Consider the following 20,856-nt stretch of genomic DNA (forward strand, 5'->3'; position numbering starts at 1 on the left):
AACAGGAAAGCCGCCCACCTCTGGAGGTGAGCGGCTTTCCGGGGCGTCAGGCGCCGGCGCCCTCTTGCTTGACACCGGCGACCGCGGTCGGGTCGTCGATGCGGTACTTGCGGGCTGCCTCGGCGGCGACCTCCGGCTTGACGTCACCGCGCTTGGCCAGGATCTCCAGCGTGGCGACGACGACCGACTCGGCGTCCACGTGGAAGTGGCGCCGGGCCGCGGCCCGGGTGTCGGCCAGGCCCCAGCCGTCGGTTCCGAGCGAGGTGTAGTCGTTCGGCACCCAGCGGGAGATCTGGTCCTGCACCGACCGCATGAAGTCGCTGACCGCGACGACCGGGCCCTTGGTGTCCTTCAGTTGCTCGGTCACGAACGGCACCTGCTCCGGCTCCTCCGGGTGCAGCAGGTTGTGCTCCTCGGCCGCGATCGCGTCCCGGCGCAGCTCGTTCCACGAGGTCACCGACCAGATGTCGGCGGCCACCGAGTACTCCTCGGCGAGGATCTGCTGGGCCTTGCGGACCCACGGCAGCGCGACACCGGACGCGAGCAGCTGCACCCGCGGTACGTCGTCGCCCTCGGCCGTCTCGTACTCGTTGAAGCGGTACATGCCCTTCAGCAGCCCCGCGACATCGAGGTTCTCCGGCTCGGCCGGCTGCGGAACGGGCTCGTTGTACACGGTGAGGTAGTAGAAGACGTCCTCGCCGTACGGCTTGTCCTGGTCCAGGCCGTACCCGTACATCCGGCGCAGGCCGTCCTTCACGATGTACGCGACCTCGTAGGCGAAGCCCGGGTCGTAGTGCACCGCGGCCGGGTTGCTCGAGGCGAGCAGCGGCGAGTGGCCGTCGGCGTGCTGCAGGCCCTCACCGGTCAGCGTGGTCCGGCCGGCCGTCGCACCGACCAGGAAGCCCCGGCCGAGCTGGTCGCCGAACGCCCAGAGCGAGTCACCGGTCCGCTGGAACCCGAACATCGAGTAGAAGATGTAGAACGGGATCATCGGCTCGCCGTGAGTGGCGTACGCCGTACCGGCCGCGATCATCGAGCCCATCGCACCGGCCTCGCTGATGCCCTCGTGCAGCAGCTGACCCTGCTCGGACTCCTTGTACGACAGCAGCAGGTTGCGGTCGACCGCCTCGTACTGCTGCCCGTGCGGCGAGTAGATCTTCGCCGTCGGGAACATCGAGTCCATCCCGAAGGTGCGGTACTCGTCCGGGGCGATCGGGACGATCCGGTGACCGATCTCCGGGTCCTTCATCAGGTCCCGGAACAGCCGGACCAGCGCCATCGTGGTCGCCACCGGCGAGTTGTTGCCCTTGCTCAGCGGCTTGTAGACGTCGTCGCCGGGCAGCTTCAGCGTGGTCTTCGGCGCGACCCGGCGCTCCGGCAGCGAACCGCCGAGCTGCTTGCGCCGCTCCATCATGTACTGGTACTCCGGCGAGTCGGTGCCGGGGTGGAAGTACGGCGGGTTGTACGCGTCCTCGAGGTCCTTGTCCTCGATCGGCAGGTAGAGCCGGTCGCGGAAGGCCTTCAGGTCGTCCGAGGTCAGCTTCTTCATCTGGTGGGTCGCGTTGCGGCCCTCCAGCGCCTCGATCGTCCAGCCCTTGATCGTCTGGGCCAGGATCACCGTCGGCTGGCCGACGTGCTCGGTCGCGCTCTTGAACGCGGCGTACACCTTGCGGTAGTCGTGACCGCCGCGCGGCAGCCTGCGCAGGTCCTCGTCGGACAGGTTGCGGACCATCGCCTGCAGCCGCTGGTCACCGCCGAAGAAGTTGTTCCGGATGTACTCGCCGGACTCGACGGAGTAGGTCTGGAACTGGCCGTCGGGGGTGGTGTTCATCTTGTGCACCAGCGCGCCGTCGTGGTCCTGCGCCAGCAGGTTGTCCCACTCCCGGCCCCAGATCACCTTGACCACGTTCCAGCCGGCGCCGCGGAAGAACGCCTCCAGCTCCTGGATCACCTTGCCGTTGCCACGGACCGGGCCGTCCAGCTGCTGCAGGTTGCAGTTGATCACGAAGGTGAGGTTGTCCAGCTCCTCGCGGGCGGCCAGGCCGATCGCGCCGAGCGACTCCGGCTCACCCATCTCACCGTCGCCCAGGAACGCCCAGACGTGCTGCTGGCTGGTGTCCTTGATGCCGCGGTGGTGCAGGTACCGGTTGAACCGGGCCTGGTAGATCGAGTTCAGCGCGGCCAGTCCCATCGAGACGGTCGGGAACTCCCAGAAGTCCGGCATCAACCGAGGGTGCGGGTACGACGACAGTCCGTTGTGCGGACCGCGGGAGACCTCCTGCCGGAAGCCGTCCAGCTGGTCCGTGGACAGCCGGCCCTCGAGGAAGGCGCGGGCGTACATCCCGGGGGAGGCGTGACCCTGGATGAAGACCTGGTCGCCGCCGCCGGGGTGGTCCTTGCCGCGGAAGAAGTGGTTGAAGCCCACCTCGTACAGGCTGGCCGCGGACTGGTAGGTGGCGATGTGGCCGCCGACCTCCAGGCCCTTGCGGTTGGCCTTGCTCACCATCACGGCGGCGTTCCACCGGATGAAGGCGCGGATCCGCCGCTCGATGTGCTCGTCGCCGGGGAACCACGGCTCGCGCTCGGGCGGGATCGAGTTGATGTAGTCGGTGCTCCGCAGCGCGGGCACCCCGACCTGTCGCTCCCGGGCTCGCTCGATCAGTTTGAGCATCAGGTAGCGCGCTCGCGCCTTGCCCCGTTCGTCCAGGACCGCGTCGAGCGATTCGACCCACTCCCGTGTCTCGTCGGGGTCGATGTCGGGGAGCTGGGTGGGCATCCCCTCGGTGATGATGGCTGGTGGTTCGTGTCCGGAAGCCACGGTGTCCTGCCGTTCTCTCTGGTTGCTCTTCCCCGCAATCCTGTCACCTGTTCGGAATGCGTTCTACTTCGCCTTCCACAGGCGCCCGATTCCGGTCGCCCGAGCGTGATGTGAGCGGACACGGACAGTACCCGGCAGGCGGATACCGGACACGTCACGGAACCCTCGTGCATACTTGCGCGACGCGGTAGGCCACGATGGACTATCGCTACTGAAACCTACCCCCGGGCAAGCGGGGACCACGGAGGAGGACACGTGAGCGCGACCGCGGACCACGCGGACGGCAAGAGCGGGGGGCCGAACATGGCTTCCCGGCTCGGCCTGGAGACCGGCTGGATCGTGCAGGAGATCGGCTACGACGACGACTGTGACGACGAGTTCCGCGACGCGATCCGGCAGATCACCGGAGAGGAGTTCGTCGACGAGGACACCGACGAGGTCGTGGACGTCGTCCTGCTCTGGTTCCGGGAGGACGACGGCGACCTGGTCGACGCCTTCTTCGACATCCTGACCGACCTGAAGGCCGGCGGTGTGGTGTGGCTGCTGACCCCGAAGGTCGGCCGCGACGGATACGTCGACGCCAGCGACATCGCCGAGGCCGCGCCGACGGCCGGACTCGCGACGACCAGCAGCCTGACCGTGACCGACGACTGGTCGGCCACCAAGTTGGTGGTACCCAAGTCGGCCCGGGGCCGGGGCTGACCGTCCGGTGACCCCTGCCGTCGGCAGCCGGGCACCGGACTTCACCGCCCGGAACCAGTACGGCGAACACGTCCGGCTGGCCGATTTCCGCGGCCGCCGGGACGTCGTACTGGTGTTCTACCCGTACGCCTTCAGCGGGGTGTGCACGAGTGAGCTGACCACGCTGCGGGACCGCCCCGACCTGCTCGCGGCGGCCGAGTTCCTGGCGATCTCGTGCGACCCGATGTTCACGCTGCGGGCGTACGCGGACGCCCAGAAGCTCGACTTCAACCTGCTCACCGACTTCTGGCCCCACGGCGCGATCGCGAGCTCCTACGGGGTCTTCGACCCCGACCGCGGCTGCCCCCTCCGCGGCACCTTCGTAGTAGACCAGTCCGGCACCATCCGCTGGTCCGTGGTCAACCCCATCCCAGAGGCCCGCAACCCAGACGACTACGCCAGGGCCTTGGCGAGTCTGGGCCACGATCTCGGGTAGACTGCGCCGGTCGTTTTGATCAGGGCGAATAGCTCAGCGGTAGAGCGCTTCCCTTACAAGGAAGATGTCGGGGGTTCGATCCCCTCTTCGCCCACCCAGTGGATCGGGATCTCGAAGTGGACGGCGGGGCTGTAGCGGTGGTCTGTACGGCCGTCGTGGACTTCTTTGGCGATGGTGCGCCAGAACGGTTCGGCGCCCTCCACGGCCGCGTTGGTGTGTAGGTAGATCGTGGTGTAGCCGGGGGTGTCGGCGACGAACTGGCAGGCCACGTCGACGAGGGCCCGGGCGAGGCCGCGGCGGCGGTGCTCGGGGCGGACGTAGACGCGGAAGATCTGGGCAGTGGTGCCGGATGGGTACCGTTCCGCGATCCAGGGTGCGTGCGGGGGGCTCTTGGGGCCGTCGGCGCGTACGGCGGCCGTTCCGACCACCTCGTCGTCCAGTACGGCGACGAACAGCCGCTGCCGCGGATCGTCGAAGTACGCCCGGCCTGGATCGACCACATCCGCGTGCCAGCGAGGGACGTATCCGTGCCCGAACACGTGGTAGAAGGTGTCGAGCATCACCGATCGCGCCCCGTCGATGTCCTCGCGCCGGGCGGACCGGACGACGTACGGGCCGAGTTTGTGTTCAGCCGATCGGGTCAAGGGACTCCTCCAGAGTCGAGGCGGCCACCAGCACGCGAGTGACCGGGTGAGCGGGTTCGGCAAGGACGTCGGCTGTGGCGCCCTGTTCGACGATCCGGCCGGCGTCCATCACCGCGACGCGGCGGGCGAGGTCGGCGACCACGGTGAAGTCGTGGGTGATGACGACGAGGGCGCAGCCGGTCGTCTCTCGGAGCGTCCGCAGTACGGCGATCAGCTCGGTCTGCGCGACCGGGTCGAGCCCGGAGGTGATCTCGTCGCAGATCAGCAGGTCCGGCTCGGCGAGGAGGGCACGGGCGAGTGCAGCGCGCTGGAGCTCGCCACCGGACAGTGAGGCCGGCAGGCGGCTCGCAGTAGCTTCAATGACGCCTAGTCGGGCTAACGCGTCGAGTGCTCGCTGGTGAGAGTCCGCATGGCCCCGAAGGCGCTCAGCAGTGCGGGCTACCTGGTCGACTACTGGGACGAACTCGTTGAACGAGGCCCTGGCGTCCTGATGGACGTACTGGACGCGTGCCAGCTGCTCCCTCGTGCGTCGACGCAGCAGGGGAGACAAGCGGATCACGGCTGGCCGATCGGGAGCAGCGGGTGCTGGCCGAGTTCTGGTGTCGAGCAGGAGCTCGCCCTTGCGGTGTGGGTGGAGTCCCGCGATGCAGCGGGCCAGTGTGGTCTTGCCGCTGCCTGACGGCCCGATGACGGCGAGCGTGTCACCTGTATCGACGGTCAGCGAGACCTCATGCAGTGTTTCGACCCGGCGGTGGCCCGCGACCAGGCGCCGTACCTCCAGCAACGGGGCTGTCGGTGATTGTGGGGGAGGTGGCGAGGCGCCTGGGGGCGACGTGGGGAGCTCGGTGTCGACGATGGTGCCGTGGTCCATAACCAGGACGTGGTCGGCGAGGCGGCGGACCAGTTCGAGGTCGTGGGTGAGCAGGAGGATGGCGATGCCTTGCTGAGCGACTGACCGCAGTTCGTCGATGAGGCCGGCGCGGATCAGCGCGTCCTGGCCGGTGGTGGGTTCGTCGGCGATCAGGACCTTGGGGCGGCCGATCAGCTCGTGGGCCAGGACGACGCGTTGCTGTTGGCCGCCGGAGAGCTGGTGTGGATACCGGCGCAGGAGTTGTTCGCCATCGGGGAGTTGGGCTTGCCGCAGAGCTTCCAGGATCCGCTGCCGGACTTGGTCGCGGGGCACGTGCAGTCGGGCGATCTCCCGCAGTACGGCGCCTATCCGTCGTACCGGATTCAACGCGGACGATGGCTGCTGCGGCATGTAGCCGATCGGCCCGTCGACCCGCACGTCTCCGGTGACAGTCGCACCAGTCGGCCGCTCACCGAGCAACGCGAGGGCCGTGGTGGTCTTGCCGCTCCCGGATGCGCCGACCAGGGCTGTGATGCTGCCCGCGGTGAGAGTGAACGTGACATTGTCGACAATCGCACGATCGGCGACGCGGACAATCAGGTTGTTGATTTCGACGACGGTCACCGGGCCTCCGTTCGCAGGAGCCGATCGAAGGTGAGGTTGACCCCGATCGCGAGCATCACGATCAGCAGCGCGGGTACGACGACCGCCCACGGCTGCACGAACAGACCGCTGCGATTGCGGTCGACCATGGCGGCCCAGTCGCTGGCCTGCGGGGAGATCCCGACGCCGAGGAAGCTGGCCGACGCAACGAGGTAGGTCGCGCCGGTGAACCGCGTACCGAGGTCAGCCGCGAGGGTACGGCGCATCGAACGGGCGACGTACCCGAGGCCGATCCGGATCCGGCTCTCGCCCTGCAGCCGCATCGCCTCGACCGCCGGCCGAGCGGACAACGAGAGCGCGGCCGCCCGGCTGATCCGCACCACATCCGGAAGGTTGATCAGAGCAACGACCGCGATCAGCACCCACGATGACTGCGGTGCGATCGACACGAGCAACAGCAGCATCAGCATCGACGGCACCGCCAGCAACAGATCGAGCGGCCGCATCAACACCTCATCGAGCCCTCGACTCCGAGTCATCCCAGCAATCAGCCCAAGCGGTACGGCGACCAGATACGTGCACACAGTCGCCGCAACTGCCACCAGGATCAGCGACCGCCCACCCAGCAACACCTCGTTCCACACCGACCGCCCAACAAAGTCCGTCCCAAACCCACCCCCAACGCTGAACGGCACCCCCTTAGCCGTGTCACCCGACGCGAACAGCGGCCCGAAAAGCGCCAACCCAACCGGCACCCCCACCAACACTCCCGGCACCCCAAACGCCCGAACACGCCGCCACCACCCACGCCCCATCCGGCTATCTCGCCGCCCCCAGCCCCGCCATGCGTTCATCGACTGGACTCTGCGGCAGGGGCGAGGGCGCGGGCGGCCACGTCGGCTAGGAGGTTGACCAGGACTGTCGTGGTTGCGAGTACGACGGCTAGGCCCTGGACGACCGGTAGGTCGCGGGCGGCGACTGCGTCGGCCAGGGTTGTGCCCAGGCCGGGGACGACGAAGATCGCCTCGATCACGATGACGCCGCCGACCAGCCAGTCGACTGTTCGGGCGAGCTGCTGGACCGAAGGTGCGAGTGCGTTGGGTAATGCGTGCATCAGGCGGATGCGGATTGTTGACAATCCGATCCTCTGCACATGCCGGACGTATTCCGACCGCTGGGCGTCGATCATCCCGGCCCGCACGAGCCGGCTCAGCGAACAGATCGGCCGCAGCAACAGCACGAACACCGGCAGCACGAGGACGGCCGGATTGCTGGTGAGCGACGTACCGACGGCGGTCGGTGGAAACCAGCCGAGCTTCACCGCGAACACCGTGACGACCAGGATCCCCATCGCGAACTCCGGCGCCGAATACAGCCCGAGCGTGCTGCCCGTGATCACCCGATCCCACCGGCTGCCTTCGCGATGCGCCGCGAGTACACCGAGCCCAACCGACAACGGGATGAGCAGAACCAAGGTCAACCCGGCCAGCAACACCGTCGGCCCGGCCGCGGTCGCGATGATGTCCACCACCGAACGCGGGCCGATCAGCGATCGGCCGAAGTCACCGTGCAACGCTGCGACCAGCCATTCACCCAGCCGGTGCCACGCGGACTCGTGCAGACCGAGACGCTCCCGCAGCGAAGCGATGATCGCCGGATCGGGATTGTCCCCGGCGATCGTCACCGCCGCGTCGCCCGGCAGCGCCTCGGTCAGAAAGAACATCCCGGCCATCACCACCAGGACCTGCACAACACCGAGCAGCATCCGATGGACGACGTACCGGGTCACGCAAGCCAGACCTTGTCGAAGCGGGCCCAGTTCAACGTGTTCGCCGGTGCTTTGTCATCGATGCCCCGGACCGAGGGCGCGGATCCGACGATCCAGTCCGAGACGCCCCACCACAGGAAGCCGCCTTCGTTGAAGAGTTGCTCCTGCATGCGCAGGTACAGGTCGGCGCGTTGCTTCTCGTCCCTGGTCGCCTGGGCGTCGTAGTACAGCTTGTCGAAGTCCGGACGCCTCCACTGGGTGTTGTTGGTCGTCGAGGTTGTCAACAATCGCTGGGAGATGTGCGACTCGAGCGGCATCGCGCCGGACCGGTAGCTGGCCAGTACGCCGTTCTTCGAAATGTCGGTCCAGTAGGTGTCCTTGTTGCCGACCTTGACCTTCAGGTTCAGCCCGGCTGCGCGCGCCTGGTCGCTGATCGCCAGCGCGGCCTCTTTCAGTCCGGTCGACGCGTCCGAGGTGTCGAAGTCGATCGTCAGTCCTTCGGCGCCGGCCTGCTTCAGGAGCGACTTCGCGCGGTCCAGGTCCCGACCACGCTGGGCCAGACCACTGGCGTAGTACTGGTAGTTCTTGCCGTAGAGATCGTTGCCGAGTTCACCCGACCCGTGCAGCACAGACCGGATCAGTTCCTCCCGATCGACCAGGTGGAACAGCGCCTGCCGCAGTTCCGGCTGGTTGAACGGCGGCCGGTCGATCTTCATCGCCAGGCCGTGGAAGTTGCTCAGCGGCAGCCGGTGGATCTGGACGGTCTTCTCGTGCGTACGAGCGCTGGTCGGCGTCAGGTCGTGCGCGTACTCGACCTGCTGACCGAGCAGCGCGTTGACCCGAGCCGCCTCGTCGTTGCTGATGACAAGGTGCAGTTCATCCAGGTGCGGCGCTCCGTCCCAGTAGTCACTGTTGCGCTCGGCCACAAAACTGCGCCCGGGTTCGAAGGAGCGGAACCTGAACGGCCCCGACCCGATCGGCTTGGCCAGGTTCGGTTTGCCGGCCGGCACGATGTAGGTCCCGAGGGTCGCCAGTGCGTTCGGGAATTCGCCGTACGGGCGCTTGAGCCGGAACTCGACCATGCGGTCGCCGATCGCACGACTGTTGGCCAGGTCGATCACCGACAGGGCCGACTTCGCCCGCCGGGTGGAACCCGGCTCGACGATCCGCGCGAAGCTCGCCAGTACGTCGGCCGGACGCACCGGCTGACCGTCGTGGAAGGTCGCCTGACGCAGGGTGATCCGCCAGGTCCGCAGGTCCGCGCTGGGCTCCCACTTCTCCGCGAGCCGAGGCTGTGGCGACATGTCGGAGCCGTAGTCGGCCAACTTGTCGAACATCGCCTTGGCTCGCGCGATCTCGACGTACAGGTTGCTCTGATGCGGATCGAGCACCTCGGCAGCGCCGCCGCCGGAGAACACGGCGCGCAGTTGACCACCGGAGCGCGGTGCACCACCGGTCGCGGTGCTGCTTGAGCCGCTCCCGCCGGCGCAGCCGGGCAGTACGGCGACCGCCGCGCCGGCCGAGGCGAGACCGAGGAAGCCGCGGCGACTCAAGGATGAACTGGACATACGGGGACCTCACTGGCTCGGGCGGATGACAGACAATCGAAAACGATAATGGTTTTCAATTCAAGGAGCCAACTCGACCCCGGTGCGATTCCGGTCATCGGACGGTGTCGGCCGACGGCGTACCCGGTGGCGGTGACGCTCGTTGTGCTGGATGGCGGCGGGCGGACGAATTCTTAACCGTCGGCTGCCGAGATCGGACTCCTCCAGGGCGGGTCGCGGCTGGTAGGGTTCACGGCTGTCGGTCGGCGCGATGACGCACCGGGAACCCCCGGATACGGCATCGTTCCGGCAGGCGGAAAACGGGGCTTTCTGTCGGTGAGAGCGAGACGGGTCTGCCCTGAACCCGGCTCCGTCCAGTTGGGGAGGCGCGTGTCCGTGGGTCGCCAACTGGCTGGCGCCACCGTGGTGCCGGTGTGTCGGCCTGCGCGCCCGCTTGACGCCGTACCCCTGGTGGTGGCATCGGCGTGGTGAGGAGCGGTGTGGACCGGCCGGCGATCAGCACCGGACCGGCCCTGATGATTCCGGCCGGGTACCCGCGCGACCTGCCGAGTGCGTTGCTGCGGGCCGCCCGCGACTTCGGCGGCGCCGGCGTGGTCGAGATCGGACCGGACGGCCGCGAGACCAAGCTCGACTTCCCGACCCTGCTCGAACTGGCCGCGCGCATCCTGGCCGGCCTGCGGGCGAACGGCGTACGTGCCGGAGATCCCGCGGTCGTGTACTGCACCGAGCCGGTCGGCTTCTTCGCCTCCTTCTGGGCCTGCACGCTGGGCGGTATCCGCCCGCTGCTGATGGCGCCGAGCGCCGACGGCGACCGGACCGAGGAGGGCCGCGAGCGGCTCCGCAAGGTGACCGACCTGCTCGGCTGGACCGTGCTGATCGGCCGCCCGTCCGACCTCCCGAACGACCTCGGCCTGCCGGTCCTCGACCCGGACGCACTGGCCGGCCACGAGCCGACGTCGGAGTTCCACCGCCCGGCCGCGGACGATGTCGCCGTACTGATGATGTCGTCGGGGACCAGCACGGGTACGCCGAAGATCGTCCAGCTGACCCATCGCGGGCTGGTCGAGTTCGCCGCCGGTACGCCGGCCATGCTGCCGGTCCGGCCTGGACAGACGACGCTGAACTGGCTGCCGCTCGACCAGAGTGGCGCGTTTCTGCTGTACCACCTGCTGCCCGTGTTCACCGGGTGCACGAACATCCACGTGAACACCAACTGGGTGCTGTCCAACCCGCTGCGCTGGCTGGACCTGATGGACCAGCACCGGGTGAACCACTCCTGGTCGCCGAATTTCGGCTACCGCCTCGCCACTCACGCCATCGCGGGTGAGCCGGATCGGCATTGGGACCTGTCCGCGCTGCGCAGCCTGGTCAGCGGTGGTGAGCAGATCACGGTGCCGGTGATGACTGAGTTCCTCCGGCTGACGAACCGCTTCGGCGTCGTACCCGAGACCTTCGTCGCGGCCTGGGGGATGACCGAGACCGTCACCGGGATCACGTTCGCCCGCCCCGGGCTGACACCGAACGTGCACCGCGTCCGCATCCCACCGACCGGAGTCATCGAGTGGGTCGACCAGCGACCCTCGAGCGGCAAGGTCGCGGTCGCGCGACCGGGCAAGGCGCGGGCCGAGGCGCCCGGCGTACTGAGCCTGGTGTCGGTCGGCGCGCCGGCGCCGGGGACGACCGTACGGATCGTCGCGCCCAACGGCGCGGTCCTGCCGGAGGGCCGGATCGGGCAGCTGCAGGTCGCGTCCGCGCGGGTGACGCCTGGGTACCTGGGCAACCTCGACGCGGACCGAGCCGCGTTCCCGATCGGCAACTGGCCAGCCCGCAAGTGGCTCGCGACCGGCGACCAGGGCTTCATCACCGGCGGACAGGTGGTCATCACCGGCCGGGACAGCGAACGCATCATCATGTCCGGGAAGCTGTACTACGCCCACGACATCGAGACCGTTGCCTCGTCCGTCGTCGGCGCCGAACACGGACTGATCGCGGCCTGCGGGGTCGCGGACGCGGAGACCGGTACCGACCGGCTGGTCGTGTTCTACGCGCTGACACCCGAATCGATCCCGGGGATGGACCAGGCGATCCGCAGCCTGATCGTCGGCCGACTCGGCCTCGAGGCGGAGGTCGTCGGCGTACCGCGGCGCGACTTCCCGACCACCCCAGGCGGCAAGATCCTCCGCCCGCTCCTGCGCCAACGCTGGATCGACGGCACGCTGGAGACCTCCGCCAGCCCGTACGTCGAACCAGCCGGAGCCAGCTCGTACTCCGGCCCAGCCGGCGAAGGCCCGTACGCCGACGCCGCCGACGCCCACGTCACGGTCGAGGAAGACGCCAGCGAACGCACGACGGAACTCCCGGTCATCCGCCTCGCCTGGCAACGAACCCTCCAGCAATCCATCCCCACCCCACCCCAACGCCCCACCTTCGGCGCCAACCGCCAAACCCCCACCCCCGAGGCCGAGATCGCCCCCGAGGCAGCGCCCGAGGTTTCCCCCGAGGCAGCGGCAGCGCCCGAGGTCGCCCCCGAGGCAGCGGCGCCCGAAGTCGCCCCCGCCCCCGAGGTCGAGGCAGAGGTCGAGCCGGACGACGACTCCGACGCGTACTTCAACAGCACAGCCTTCTCCCGCCACCCCGCGAACCACGAAGCCCCCTCGGACCCCGAAGCCACCACCGAGCTCCCCCGGATACCGCACGCCACCCAGCCGGCCCCCACCAAGCCCGGCACGCCCCAACCCAACCAGCCCGCCCCCGACTCCCACGCACCCGAGCCCACCACGGCACCCGAGCCCAGCGCGGCACCCGAGCCGACTGCAGCGCCCGAGCCGACCGCCGCGCCTGCGCAGCACAGAGCGCCTGAGCCTGCCCACGAGCATGCGTCCACGCCCGACCCCGAGGCCACGGTCCACACTGAGTCCGTAACCTCCGAGCCCGCCCCAGCGCCAAGCGCCGACCCCACGCACGAAGTCGCCCGAGCCGCCGAGCTCGAGCCAACCGCGCACCCTGCCGCCACGGCCGAACCGGAGCCGACCGCCGAGCCTGCGTCCACGGCCGACCCCGAGGCCACAGTCGACGCCGCGCCCTCCACATCCGAGTCCGGCGCAACCTCTGAGGCCGGCCTAGCACCGGGCGACGAGCCGACGAACGAGGTCGCCCACGCCGCCGAGCCCGAGTCCGCTGCTCCTGAGCCGGGTCTGGCCGCCGAGCCTGATGCCACCATCGACGCCGTGTCGGTCACTCCCGACTCCGATGCCGAATCGGGCGAGCAGCCCGTGGACGAGCCCACCCAGGCCACTGAGCCTGAGCCGACTGCCGAAGCAGAGCCGACGTCCCAGCCCGCACCCACCACTCCTGAGCCGGAGCTGGTCTCCGAGGCTGCCGCTGACGCCGACTCAGCTCGCGCTGCAGAAGCCGAGCCGGAGCTCGCCGCCGGCGCGGAGCCAACTCCTGAGCCTGAGTTCATCTCTGACCCCGAGGCCGCCGATCACGCCGAATCCGCGGAACAGGTTGCCGGGGCCGCCGACCTTGAGCAGGCCGCCGAGGCGGGGTCCACCGTCGAACGGGCTGCCGAGCCGGACGCGGAGTCGACTTCCGAGCCTCCCGAGCCCGAGGTCGCCGCCGAGGCCGCATCCGGTGCCGTGGGGGATGAGCCCGTCGCTGGCGAGGCAGACTCTGAGCCGAGCGCCGAGTCCGCGGAAGAGGTCGTTCAGGCCACCGAGCTCGAGTCGACCACCGAGGTCGGCTCCGGCGCGGAGCTGGTCGCCGAGCCGGCCGCACCGTCGACTCCCGAGGCCGCGATCACCGCTGGCCCCGAGACCGAGCCCGCCGCTGGGTCCGAGCCGGAGCCGGGCGTCGTACCTGCCGAAGACGGGCCGAGCGCTGAGTCCGCGGACGAGGCTGCTCAAGCCGACCGAGTCGGGTACGGCCCGGAGCAGGTCGTCGAGCTCGCTGCGAAGTCGGCTCCCGAGGCCGAGATCACTGCCGAGGCGGAGCCAGCGCTGGACGTCGTACCCGGCGGGGCCGACTCCGAGCAGGTCGCCGAGGCCGAGTCCACCGCCGAAAGGGCTGCGGAGCCGGACGCGGAGTCGGCTTCCGAGCCTATGGTCGCCGTAGAGTCCGAAGCGGGCGTCGAGTCGGCGGACGAAGCTGCTCATGCCGGCCAGGTTGAGCAGGCCGCCGAGGTGGGGTCGACCGCCGAACAGGCTGCGGAGCCGGGCTCCGAGCCTGAGGTCGCCGTCGAGGCCGAATCAGTTGCCGCACACGATGAATCCGTCACTCGCTCGGCGGAGTCTGAGGCAGGCACCGAGTCCGCGGAGGACGGTTCTGGGGTCGCCGAGGTCGAGCAGGCCGCCGAGGCGGGGTCCGCCACTGAGCAGGTCGTCGAGCCGAGCGGGGAGTCGGCGTCGGAGCCTGAGGTTGCCGTCGAGGGCCAGTCCGAGCCGAGCGTCGTGCGCGCCGAGGACGAATCTGGGCCGAGGGTCGGGTCCGAGGGCGAGGTTGGTCAGGCCGGTGAGGTTGAGTCGACCGCCGAGGCAGGATCGACCACTGAGTTGGCTCACGAGCCTGAGGTCGCCGCCGAGGCCGAATCTGTTGCTGTGGGGGATGAGTCCGCCGTTGGCGACGCGGCGTCGGAGTCGGGCGTCGGGTCCGCGGAGGAGGTTGCTGGGGTCGGCGAGCTTGAGCAGGTCGGCGCGGCGGGGTCCACCGGCGAAGAGGCTGCCGAGCCGGAAGCGGAGTCGGCTCCCGAGCCGGAGCCCGAACCCGAGACCGAGTCCGAAGTCGCCGTCGCGTCCGAGTCTGAGCCGGGTGTCGGGTCCGGGGACGAGGCTGCTCGGGCTGACGAGCTAAAGCCGTCGGCTGAGGTGGAGTCCGCTACCGAGTCGGCGGATGAGGCTGCTCAGGCTGGCGAGTTCGAGGAGGCTGCCGAGGCGGGGGCCGCCGGTGGACAGGCCGCCGAACTGACGGCGGAGTCGGCCTCTGATCAGGAACTGGTTTCCGGGCGTGAGGCTGAGCCGGGCGGTGAGCTTGCCGAGGCGGCTGAGTCCGCGAGTGCCGCCGAGCCGGAGTTGGTTCTTGCGCCTGAGGTTGCCGGCGACGCAGAGGGCGCCCTCGAGCCTGCACTTGTCTCTACGCCGGAGACCACGTCCTCGCATGAGTCCACCACTTCCTCGCAGGGGGAGGCGGTTCGGGGGGCGAAGGGTAGTAAGGCTTCGGTTGTGGAGCCGGTGGCTGTGGTGGGGTTGGCGGGGCGGTTCCCGGGGGCGGAGACGCTGGAGCAGTTCTGGGACAACCTCGTGGGTGGGGTGGAGAGCATCCGCCGGTATTCGCCTGAAGACGTGAGCCAGGCGGGCGGGCACCCGGAGGACGGGCTTGTCGCGGTCAATGGGGCGCTCGAGCATGTGGAGTCGTTCGACGCCAAGTTCTTCGGGCTCAGTGACCGTGAGGCCGAGTTGATGGATCCGGCGCAGCGGTTGTTCCTCGAGGTCTGCTACCAGGCACTCGAGCACGGCGGGTACGCCGGCACCGCAAGCCGCGTCGGGGTCTTCGCCGGCTCCGGCATGAACCTCTACACCCAGCAGAACCAGTCGCGCGACTCCATCGCCACCCGGGTCGCGTACCGACTCGGCCTCACCGGTCCGGCGATCGGTGTGCAGTCCGCGTGGTCGTCATCGCTCGTCGCCGTGCATCTCGCCTGCCAGGCGCTCAGGTCCGGTGACGCGGATCTCGCTCTCGCCGGTGCGGCCGCCGTACAGGTGCCTCAGGCAACGGGTTATCACCCGGCGCCGGAGTCGATCCTGTCGCCGAGTGGTCAGGTACGGGCGTTCGATGCCGGGGCCGACGGCACGGTCGGTGGCAACGGTGTGGCCGCCGTACTGCTCAAGCGGCTCGATCAGGCGGTGGCCGATGGTGACACGGTGTACGCCGTCATCCGTGGGACCGCGGTCAGCAACGAGGACGCGCCCGCGGGCAACCAGGTCGAGCTCATCGAGCGGGCCCTCGAACGCGCCGGGCTCCCGGCCGACTCACTCAGCTACATCGAGGCGAACGCGATCGGCAGTGCGACCGCCGACTCGGCCGAGGTGCAGGCGCTGACGACCGCGATGCGCCGGCACACCGACAAGGTCGGTTTCTGCACGATCGGCTCGGTCAAGCCGAACATCGGCCACCTCGACAGCGCCGCGGGCATGGCCGGTCTGATCAAGACCATCCTGATGCTGCAGCACCGCACCCTGGTGCCGACGATCAACTACACCAAGCCGAACCCGCAGCTCGCGCTCGACGGCAGCCCGTTCGTGATCGGTACCGAGGTCCGCGACTGGGAGGCTGGTACGACGTTGCGCGCCGGCGTCAGCGCACTCGATGCCGGCGGCACCAATGCACAGGTGATCCTGGAGGAGGCGCCGCGGCAGATCCGCCGTGGCGACGACGGTCCGGTCGTTCTGCCGCTGTCCGCGCCCGATCTGGACGCCCTGGCCGACCTGGTCGAGCTGTTCCGCACAGACCTCGGCCACGGCACCGGCCACCGCCTGATTGACCTCGCTGGTACGGCGGCACTCGGGCGACCGGCGTACCGCCACCGCATCGCCGTCGCCGGCTCGTCAGAGGCAGAGCTGGTCGACGCACTCGGCACAGCCCAGGCAGCCGAGGTGCCACGCGGTGGACCGGGTCCACTGGGCTATGCGTTCACCGGACAGGGTGCTGCGCGTCGTGGCATGGCTGCTGGGCTTGCAGCTCGTTTCCCGGTGTTCCGGTCGGTGCTGGACGAGTGCGACCGCGTGTACGCCGAGGAGACCGGTGGCAGCCTGCTTGAGCTGTTGCTGACTCCTGCTGGTTCGTCTGAGGGTGTCTGGCCGACGGAGACCGCGCAGCCTGCTCTGTTCGCGTTTGAGCTTGCGTTGGCGCGGTTGTGGCAGTCGTTCGGCGTGCAGCCCGGCCTGGTGGTTGGACACAGTGTCGGTGAGTACGCCGCTCTGTGCGTGGCCGGCGCGTTGTCGCTCCAGGACGGTGTCCGGCTGACGGCCAAGCGCGGCGAGCTGATGCAGCGGGGCACGGTGCCCGGCGCGATGGTCGCCGTACGGGCGGATGCCGATCGGGTTCGTGAGCTGGCGCAGACGCCGGGTGTGGAGATTGCCGCGGGCAACGGTCCGCAGTCGTTCGTGCTGACCGGGTCCGAGGTGATCGTCGGGCAGTTGGCCGCGCAGCTGGACCGGTTGGAGGTCGCGTGGCAGCGGCTGGATGTCGACCGGGCGTTCCACAGTTCGCTGGTGGACCCGATTCTCGCGGACTTCGCGGCGATCGTCCGGGAGATCACGCTGAAGCCGCTGCGGACGCCGATGGTGTCGAGTTGGTCCGGCGAGCTGCTCGAGTCGGGGACCGTGCTGGACAGCGACTACCTGGTTGGGCAGTTGCGGCAGCCCGTGCTGTTCGGCGACGCGGTCGAGGCGGTGACGGCGGCTGGCTGCCGACGCTTCCTCGAGCTGGGGCCGGACGCGGTACTGAGTCCGGCCGGTCGCCGGATCGCGCCGAACAGCACCTGGATTCCGGCGCAGCGACTCGGACAGGATCCGGTGCTCGCGACGATGAACGGCCTGGCTGAGCTGTACGAGCAGGGCACGGAGATCGCCTGGTCGAAGGTGTACGCCGACGGCGGTCGCGTGCCGTTGCCGACGTATCCGTTCCGCCGGGTGCACCACCCGATCGACCCCTCTGCAACTGTTGAGGCGGCTGACGGTCGTACGGTGGGGCGAGCCGAACGGCCGGATTCCCGCATGCAGCCGAACGCGTTCGAGCGCGCGGCCCGGGCGCAGGCGGTGGCCTTCGAGCCTGTGAGTGGTACTGGTCCAGCAGTGAAGAAGATTCCGCTGGACCTGCCGGCGGAGCCGGATCCGGCAGAAGTCGTGAAGTCCGACGAGTCCGAGGCGGGGGAGCGGTCGCCGTTCGCGTTGCCCGCCGAGACGCATCAGGTCGACGCGGACTATCTGGCTCAGGCGGGCACCTGGTCGGGTGATGGGGTCTCGGCTGAGCGGTATCGCGAGTCGCTGGATGCGGTGCTGGATCTGACCTGCGAGGCATTGGCCCTCGATCCGTACGACCTCACCGTCGACCACACCTTCGCGGAACTCGGCGCCAACCCCGCGTCGATGAACCCGGTGATCGAACAGATCAACACCCGCTTCGAGGTCACCCTCACCCCCGAAGACCTGTTCGCGAGCCACACGACTCCGCACAAACTCGCCACCGCGGTCGCCATGCAGACCCCGAAGCCCGACGAGCCGGCGGAAGCAGAGCCCGAGGGGGAAGTTGCCGAGGGCATCGAGGAAGCTGAAACGCCTTCTGTTGTTGAGGTTGCGGACACTGCAGAGGAAGCGTCTGTCGAGGAAGCCGAACAGGTACGCGATCCGCGGACTGCGTTGGCAGTGTTGGGTTCAGGGCTCGCCGAGTTGGCTGCGAAGGTCGACGAGGCAGCGGCTGCGACCAGCGAAGCCGAGCTCCCCGGGTCCGGCATGGCTGCTCTCATGTCTCAGCAGCTCCGGGTAGCAGGCCAACTGGTCGACGGCGTCACCAAGCTGATGCACGAACAGCTCGCCCTCCTCAACGAGCACCCCGCAGACACCGCCGACTCAGAGGCAGAGCCGCCCGCGGACGTCGTACCAGATGCTGAGGTCGAACCGGTTGTTGCGGCGGACCTGTCGGAGGAGGAGCGGGAGCTCCGGCGGCGGGACTTCGAGTACTGGGATTTGGCGTTGGCCGGAGCAGAGCCGTTGGTCTTGCCGGCGGATCGCCCGGCGGGTGAGGGCGTTGCCTCGGTCAAGCAGGAGTTGGCGGCGGAGCTCGGGGACGCGGTGTTCGTGTTCAGCCGGGAGCGCAAGGTCGGCCCGCTGATGGTGATGCTGGCGGCGGTGGGGACTGTGCTCGGGCGGTTCGCGGCGCAGGACGATGTGACCATCGGGACGACGCTGATCCGGCCGAAGGGCGACACCTCGACGACGCCTCTGCGGCCGTTGCCGATCCGGATCGACCTGTCCGGCGAGCCCGATCTCGGGGAGCTCGCGCATCGGGTCCACGACGTCACGACCGGTGCGTTCGACCACGCCGGCATCGATCTCGCCGTACTGGAGCGGGACCCGCTGTTCCAGGTCCTGGTGGAGTTCGAGGACGGCGAGGAGGAGCTGGCTGAGCACCTCGACCTGCGGCTGCGCCTCACGCACCACGGTGCCGGCATCACGTGTACGGCGGACTACCGCGCCGGCCTGTTCGAGCAGAGCACCATCGATCGCCTGCTGGGGTATCTGGAAGCGGTACTGCGTCGTGCGACCAGCCAACCGCACCTGCGCCTCCCCGAGCTGATGCTGCCGATCGAGTCCGACCTCGAGACGTTGCGCGAGCTCGAGGGTGACATCGACCCTGCCGGTCTGATCGGCCGGGTACGACGGAACGCGGTGGTGGCCGGTGAGCTCAGCGGACTGCACACCCTGTTCGAGCAGCAGGTCGCCCGGACGCCCGACGCGATCGCGCTGATCCAGGGCGAGCGGCAGCTGACGTACGCCGAACTCGACCGCCGGTCCAACGCGGTCGCGTGGCAACTCGTCGACTTCGGCGTGAAGCCCGGGCAACTGGTCGCCGTACGTGTTGCCCGAGGCACCGAACTCGTCGTCGCGGTGCTCGCCGTACTGAAGTCCGGCGCTGCCTACCTGCCGCTGGATCCCGGCGTACCGGAGTCGCGCTGGTCGTTCATGGTCGAGGACGCGTCCGCGGTCGCGCTGGTCGGTGACGACGCAGCGCTCGCGGATCGGCTCGGACTGCGATTGATTCCGGTCGCGGCGGGGGACGGCGATCTGCGGGCGCAGCAGGCGCCACCGGTGCGGTCGGCCGCCGATGATGTTGCCTACTGCATCTATACGTCGGGCTCGACCGGCAACCCGAAGGGCGTGCTGGTCCCGCACCGCGGGCCGGTCAACCTGGTCCGGCACTACCTGCAGACCCGTCGGTCCTTACGGACGCTGCAGTGGACGTCGTTCGGCTTCGACGTCCACGTGCAGGAGCTGTTCACCGCGCTCGCGTCGGGTGCGCCGCTGGTGCTCATCGGCGAGGACGACCGGTACGACCCGGACGCGGTGATCGCCGCACTCCGCGACCACGCTGTGGAGCGCCTCTTCATGGCGTTCAGTCCGTTGACGGCGTTGCTCGCGACCATGCGCCGCCTGCCGGAACTGCCCGCGCTGCGGGAGATCGTGGCCGGCGGCGAGGCGATGGTGCTGACGCACAAGGTGCGCGACTTCCTCGAGGTGCATCCGGACTGCCGGCTGTTCAACGAGTACGGTCCGGCCGAGGCGTCGATCGTCACCACGATCCACGAGGTCGATCCGACCGAGGACCGGCCGTCGATCGGCCGTCCGGTCGAGGGCGTCGTCGTACGGCTGCTGGACGCGGCGCTCCGGCCGGTGCCGATCGGCGCGGTCGGGGAGATCCACCTCGGCGGTGCGGCCGTTGCCCAGGGCTACATCGGGCGGCCGGAGGAGACCGAACGTGTGTTCGTGCCGGACCCGGGTCATCCGGGCGGCCGCCTCTACCGCAGTCGCGACCTCGGTCGCTGGCGGGCGGACGGGACCCTCGAGTACCTCGGTCGCGCTGACGACCAGGTGAAGATCCGCGGTCACCGGGTCGAGCCGGGCGAGACCGAGCACGTGCTGGCCGATCAGCCGGGTGTGGTCGACGCGGTGGTGGTCGCGTGCGCGGATCCGGCCGGTGACACCTGCCTGCTCGGGTACGTCGTACTGGAGGACAGCGATCCCGCCGTCCTGGCCCGGCTGATGCTTGACCTGGGCAAGGAGTTGCCGATCTACCTGGTCCCGATCGACCTGATCCCGATCGAGGAGCTCCCGCTCGACGACAACGGCCGCCTGGACCGCACCCGCCTGCCCGAACCCGAGTGGCTCAAGCCCTAGCCGGTACGGCGGTTCTGCACCGGGGACGAGGGTTGTGTCGGTGGCAGCCCTCCCGCAGCCACTGGCCCACCGTCCGCGGTGCAGAACCCGCGTCGATCCTCATCCCTCCTGAGGACCGAGATCCCGAGCGCCGGCCGTGGTTCCGACGCTTCCTGGACCGCGTCCGTTCCCACCGGGGTCGGTCTGCTCACCGGAACCCGAGCGGGATCCCGGTGAGCAGACCCCTGCCGCACCTGCGGTGGTCGCGGCGGTCCGCGAGCCGGCGAGGGCTCGTCCGCGCGGGCGACCTTGCAGGGCGGCAACGCCGCACGAGGCGGCGACGTTCAATGGCAGGGTCACGGTGATGAAGGAAGCGAAGAGTAGCAGTACCGCGACGTCCATCAGGACCGATCCCTTGGGGTCGAGCGTTGCCACGGACAACGCTGGCGGACGTTGCTTCCTCACCGGTACTGCCACTGACGGACTGCCACGCGATGGCGGCG

At 69.2% G+C, this 20,856-nt stretch carries 9 protein-coding genes and 1 tRNA gene; 4 read left to right on the top strand and 6 right to left on the bottom strand.

The features are described 5' to 3' along the window. Nucleotides 1-46: 46 nt before the first annotated feature. Nucleotides 47-2,776, bottom strand: a complete 2,730-nt coding sequence (gene aceE, locus V9K99_RS34250; protein ID WP_337323964.1) for a pyruvate dehydrogenase (acetyl-transferring), homodimeric type — start codon at nt 2,774-2,776, stop codon at nt 47-49. A gap of 297 nt (nt 2,777-3,073) precedes the next feature. Here aceE and V9K99_RS34255 point away from each other — a divergent pair, with 297 nt between their 5' ends. The 3 genes from V9K99_RS34255 to V9K99_RS34265 all read left to right on the top strand — a co-directional run bounded on the left by V9K99_RS34255 (nt 3,074) and on the right by V9K99_RS34265 (nt 4,089). After that, nucleotides 3,074-3,520 carry a DUF3052 domain-containing protein gene (locus V9K99_RS34255; RefSeq protein WP_337323658.1) on the top strand — a complete coding sequence of 149 codons (447 nt, stop codon included), beginning with the start codon at nt 3,074-3,076 and terminating at the stop codon, nt 3,518-3,520. A gap of 7 nt (nt 3,521-3,527) precedes the next feature. Then, nucleotides 3,528-3,995 carry a peroxiredoxin gene (locus V9K99_RS34260; RefSeq protein ID WP_337323657.1) on the top strand — a complete coding sequence of 156 codons (468 nt, stop codon included), beginning with the start codon at nt 3,528-3,530 and terminating at the stop codon, nt 3,993-3,995. Nucleotides 3,996-4,017: 22 nt separating this feature from the next. Next, nucleotides 4,018-4,089: transfer RNA gene (locus V9K99_RS34265), tRNA-Val, on the top strand. On the opposite strand, the gene V9K99_RS42810 is transcribed toward V9K99_RS34265, so the two are convergent. The 5 genes from V9K99_RS42810 to V9K99_RS34285 all read right to left on the bottom strand — a co-directional run bounded on the left by V9K99_RS42810 (nt 4,049) and on the right by V9K99_RS34285 (nt 9,428). Next, complete coding sequence (locus V9K99_RS42810) at nt 4,049-4,555, bottom strand: GNAT family N-acetyltransferase (RefSeq protein WP_443137110.1); 507 nt, start codon at nt 4,553-4,555, stop codon at nt 4,049-4,051. The genes V9K99_RS34265 and V9K99_RS42810 overlap by 41 nt on opposite strands. 67 nt (nt 4,556-4,622) lie before the next feature. Next, complete coding sequence (locus V9K99_RS34270; protein WP_337323656.1) at nt 4,623-6,113, bottom strand: ABC transporter ATP-binding protein; 1,491 nt, start codon at nt 6,111-6,113, stop codon at nt 4,623-4,625. Beyond that, nucleotides 6,110-6,736 carry an ABC transporter permease gene (locus V9K99_RS34275; protein WP_337323655.1) on the bottom strand — a complete coding sequence of 209 codons (627 nt, stop codon included), beginning with the start codon at nt 6,734-6,736 and terminating at the stop codon, nt 6,110-6,112. The genes V9K99_RS34270 and V9K99_RS34275 overlap by 4 nt, the downstream gene beginning before the upstream one ends. 206 nt (nt 6,737-6,942) lie before the next feature. Continuing rightward, entirely contained in the window at nt 6,943-7,881 is a 939-nt protein-coding gene (locus V9K99_RS34280; RefSeq protein ID WP_337323654.1) for an ABC transporter permease, read from the bottom strand. Continuing rightward, nucleotides 7,878-9,428: an ABC transporter substrate-binding protein gene (locus V9K99_RS34285; protein ID WP_337323653.1), complete on the bottom strand. Its 1,551-nt coding sequence runs from the start codon at nt 9,426-9,428 to the stop codon at nt 7,878-7,880. Before V9K99_RS34285 ends, V9K99_RS34280 begins: the two co-directional genes overlap by 4 nt. A 467-nt stretch (nt 9,429-9,895) precedes the next feature. Here V9K99_RS34285 and V9K99_RS34290 point away from each other — a divergent pair, with 467 nt between their 5' ends. Next, complete coding sequence (locus V9K99_RS34290) at nt 9,896-20,374, top strand: non-ribosomal peptide synthetase/type I polyketide synthase (RefSeq protein WP_337323652.1); 10,479 nt, start codon at nt 9,896-9,898, stop codon at nt 20,372-20,374. Nucleotides 20,375-20,856 lie beyond the last annotated feature (482 nt).

It is taken from the genome of Kribbella sp. CCNWLW201, from assembly GCF_037203805.1.
Classification (GTDB): Bacteria; Actinomycetota; Actinomycetes; order Propionibacteriales; family Kribbellaceae; genus Kribbella.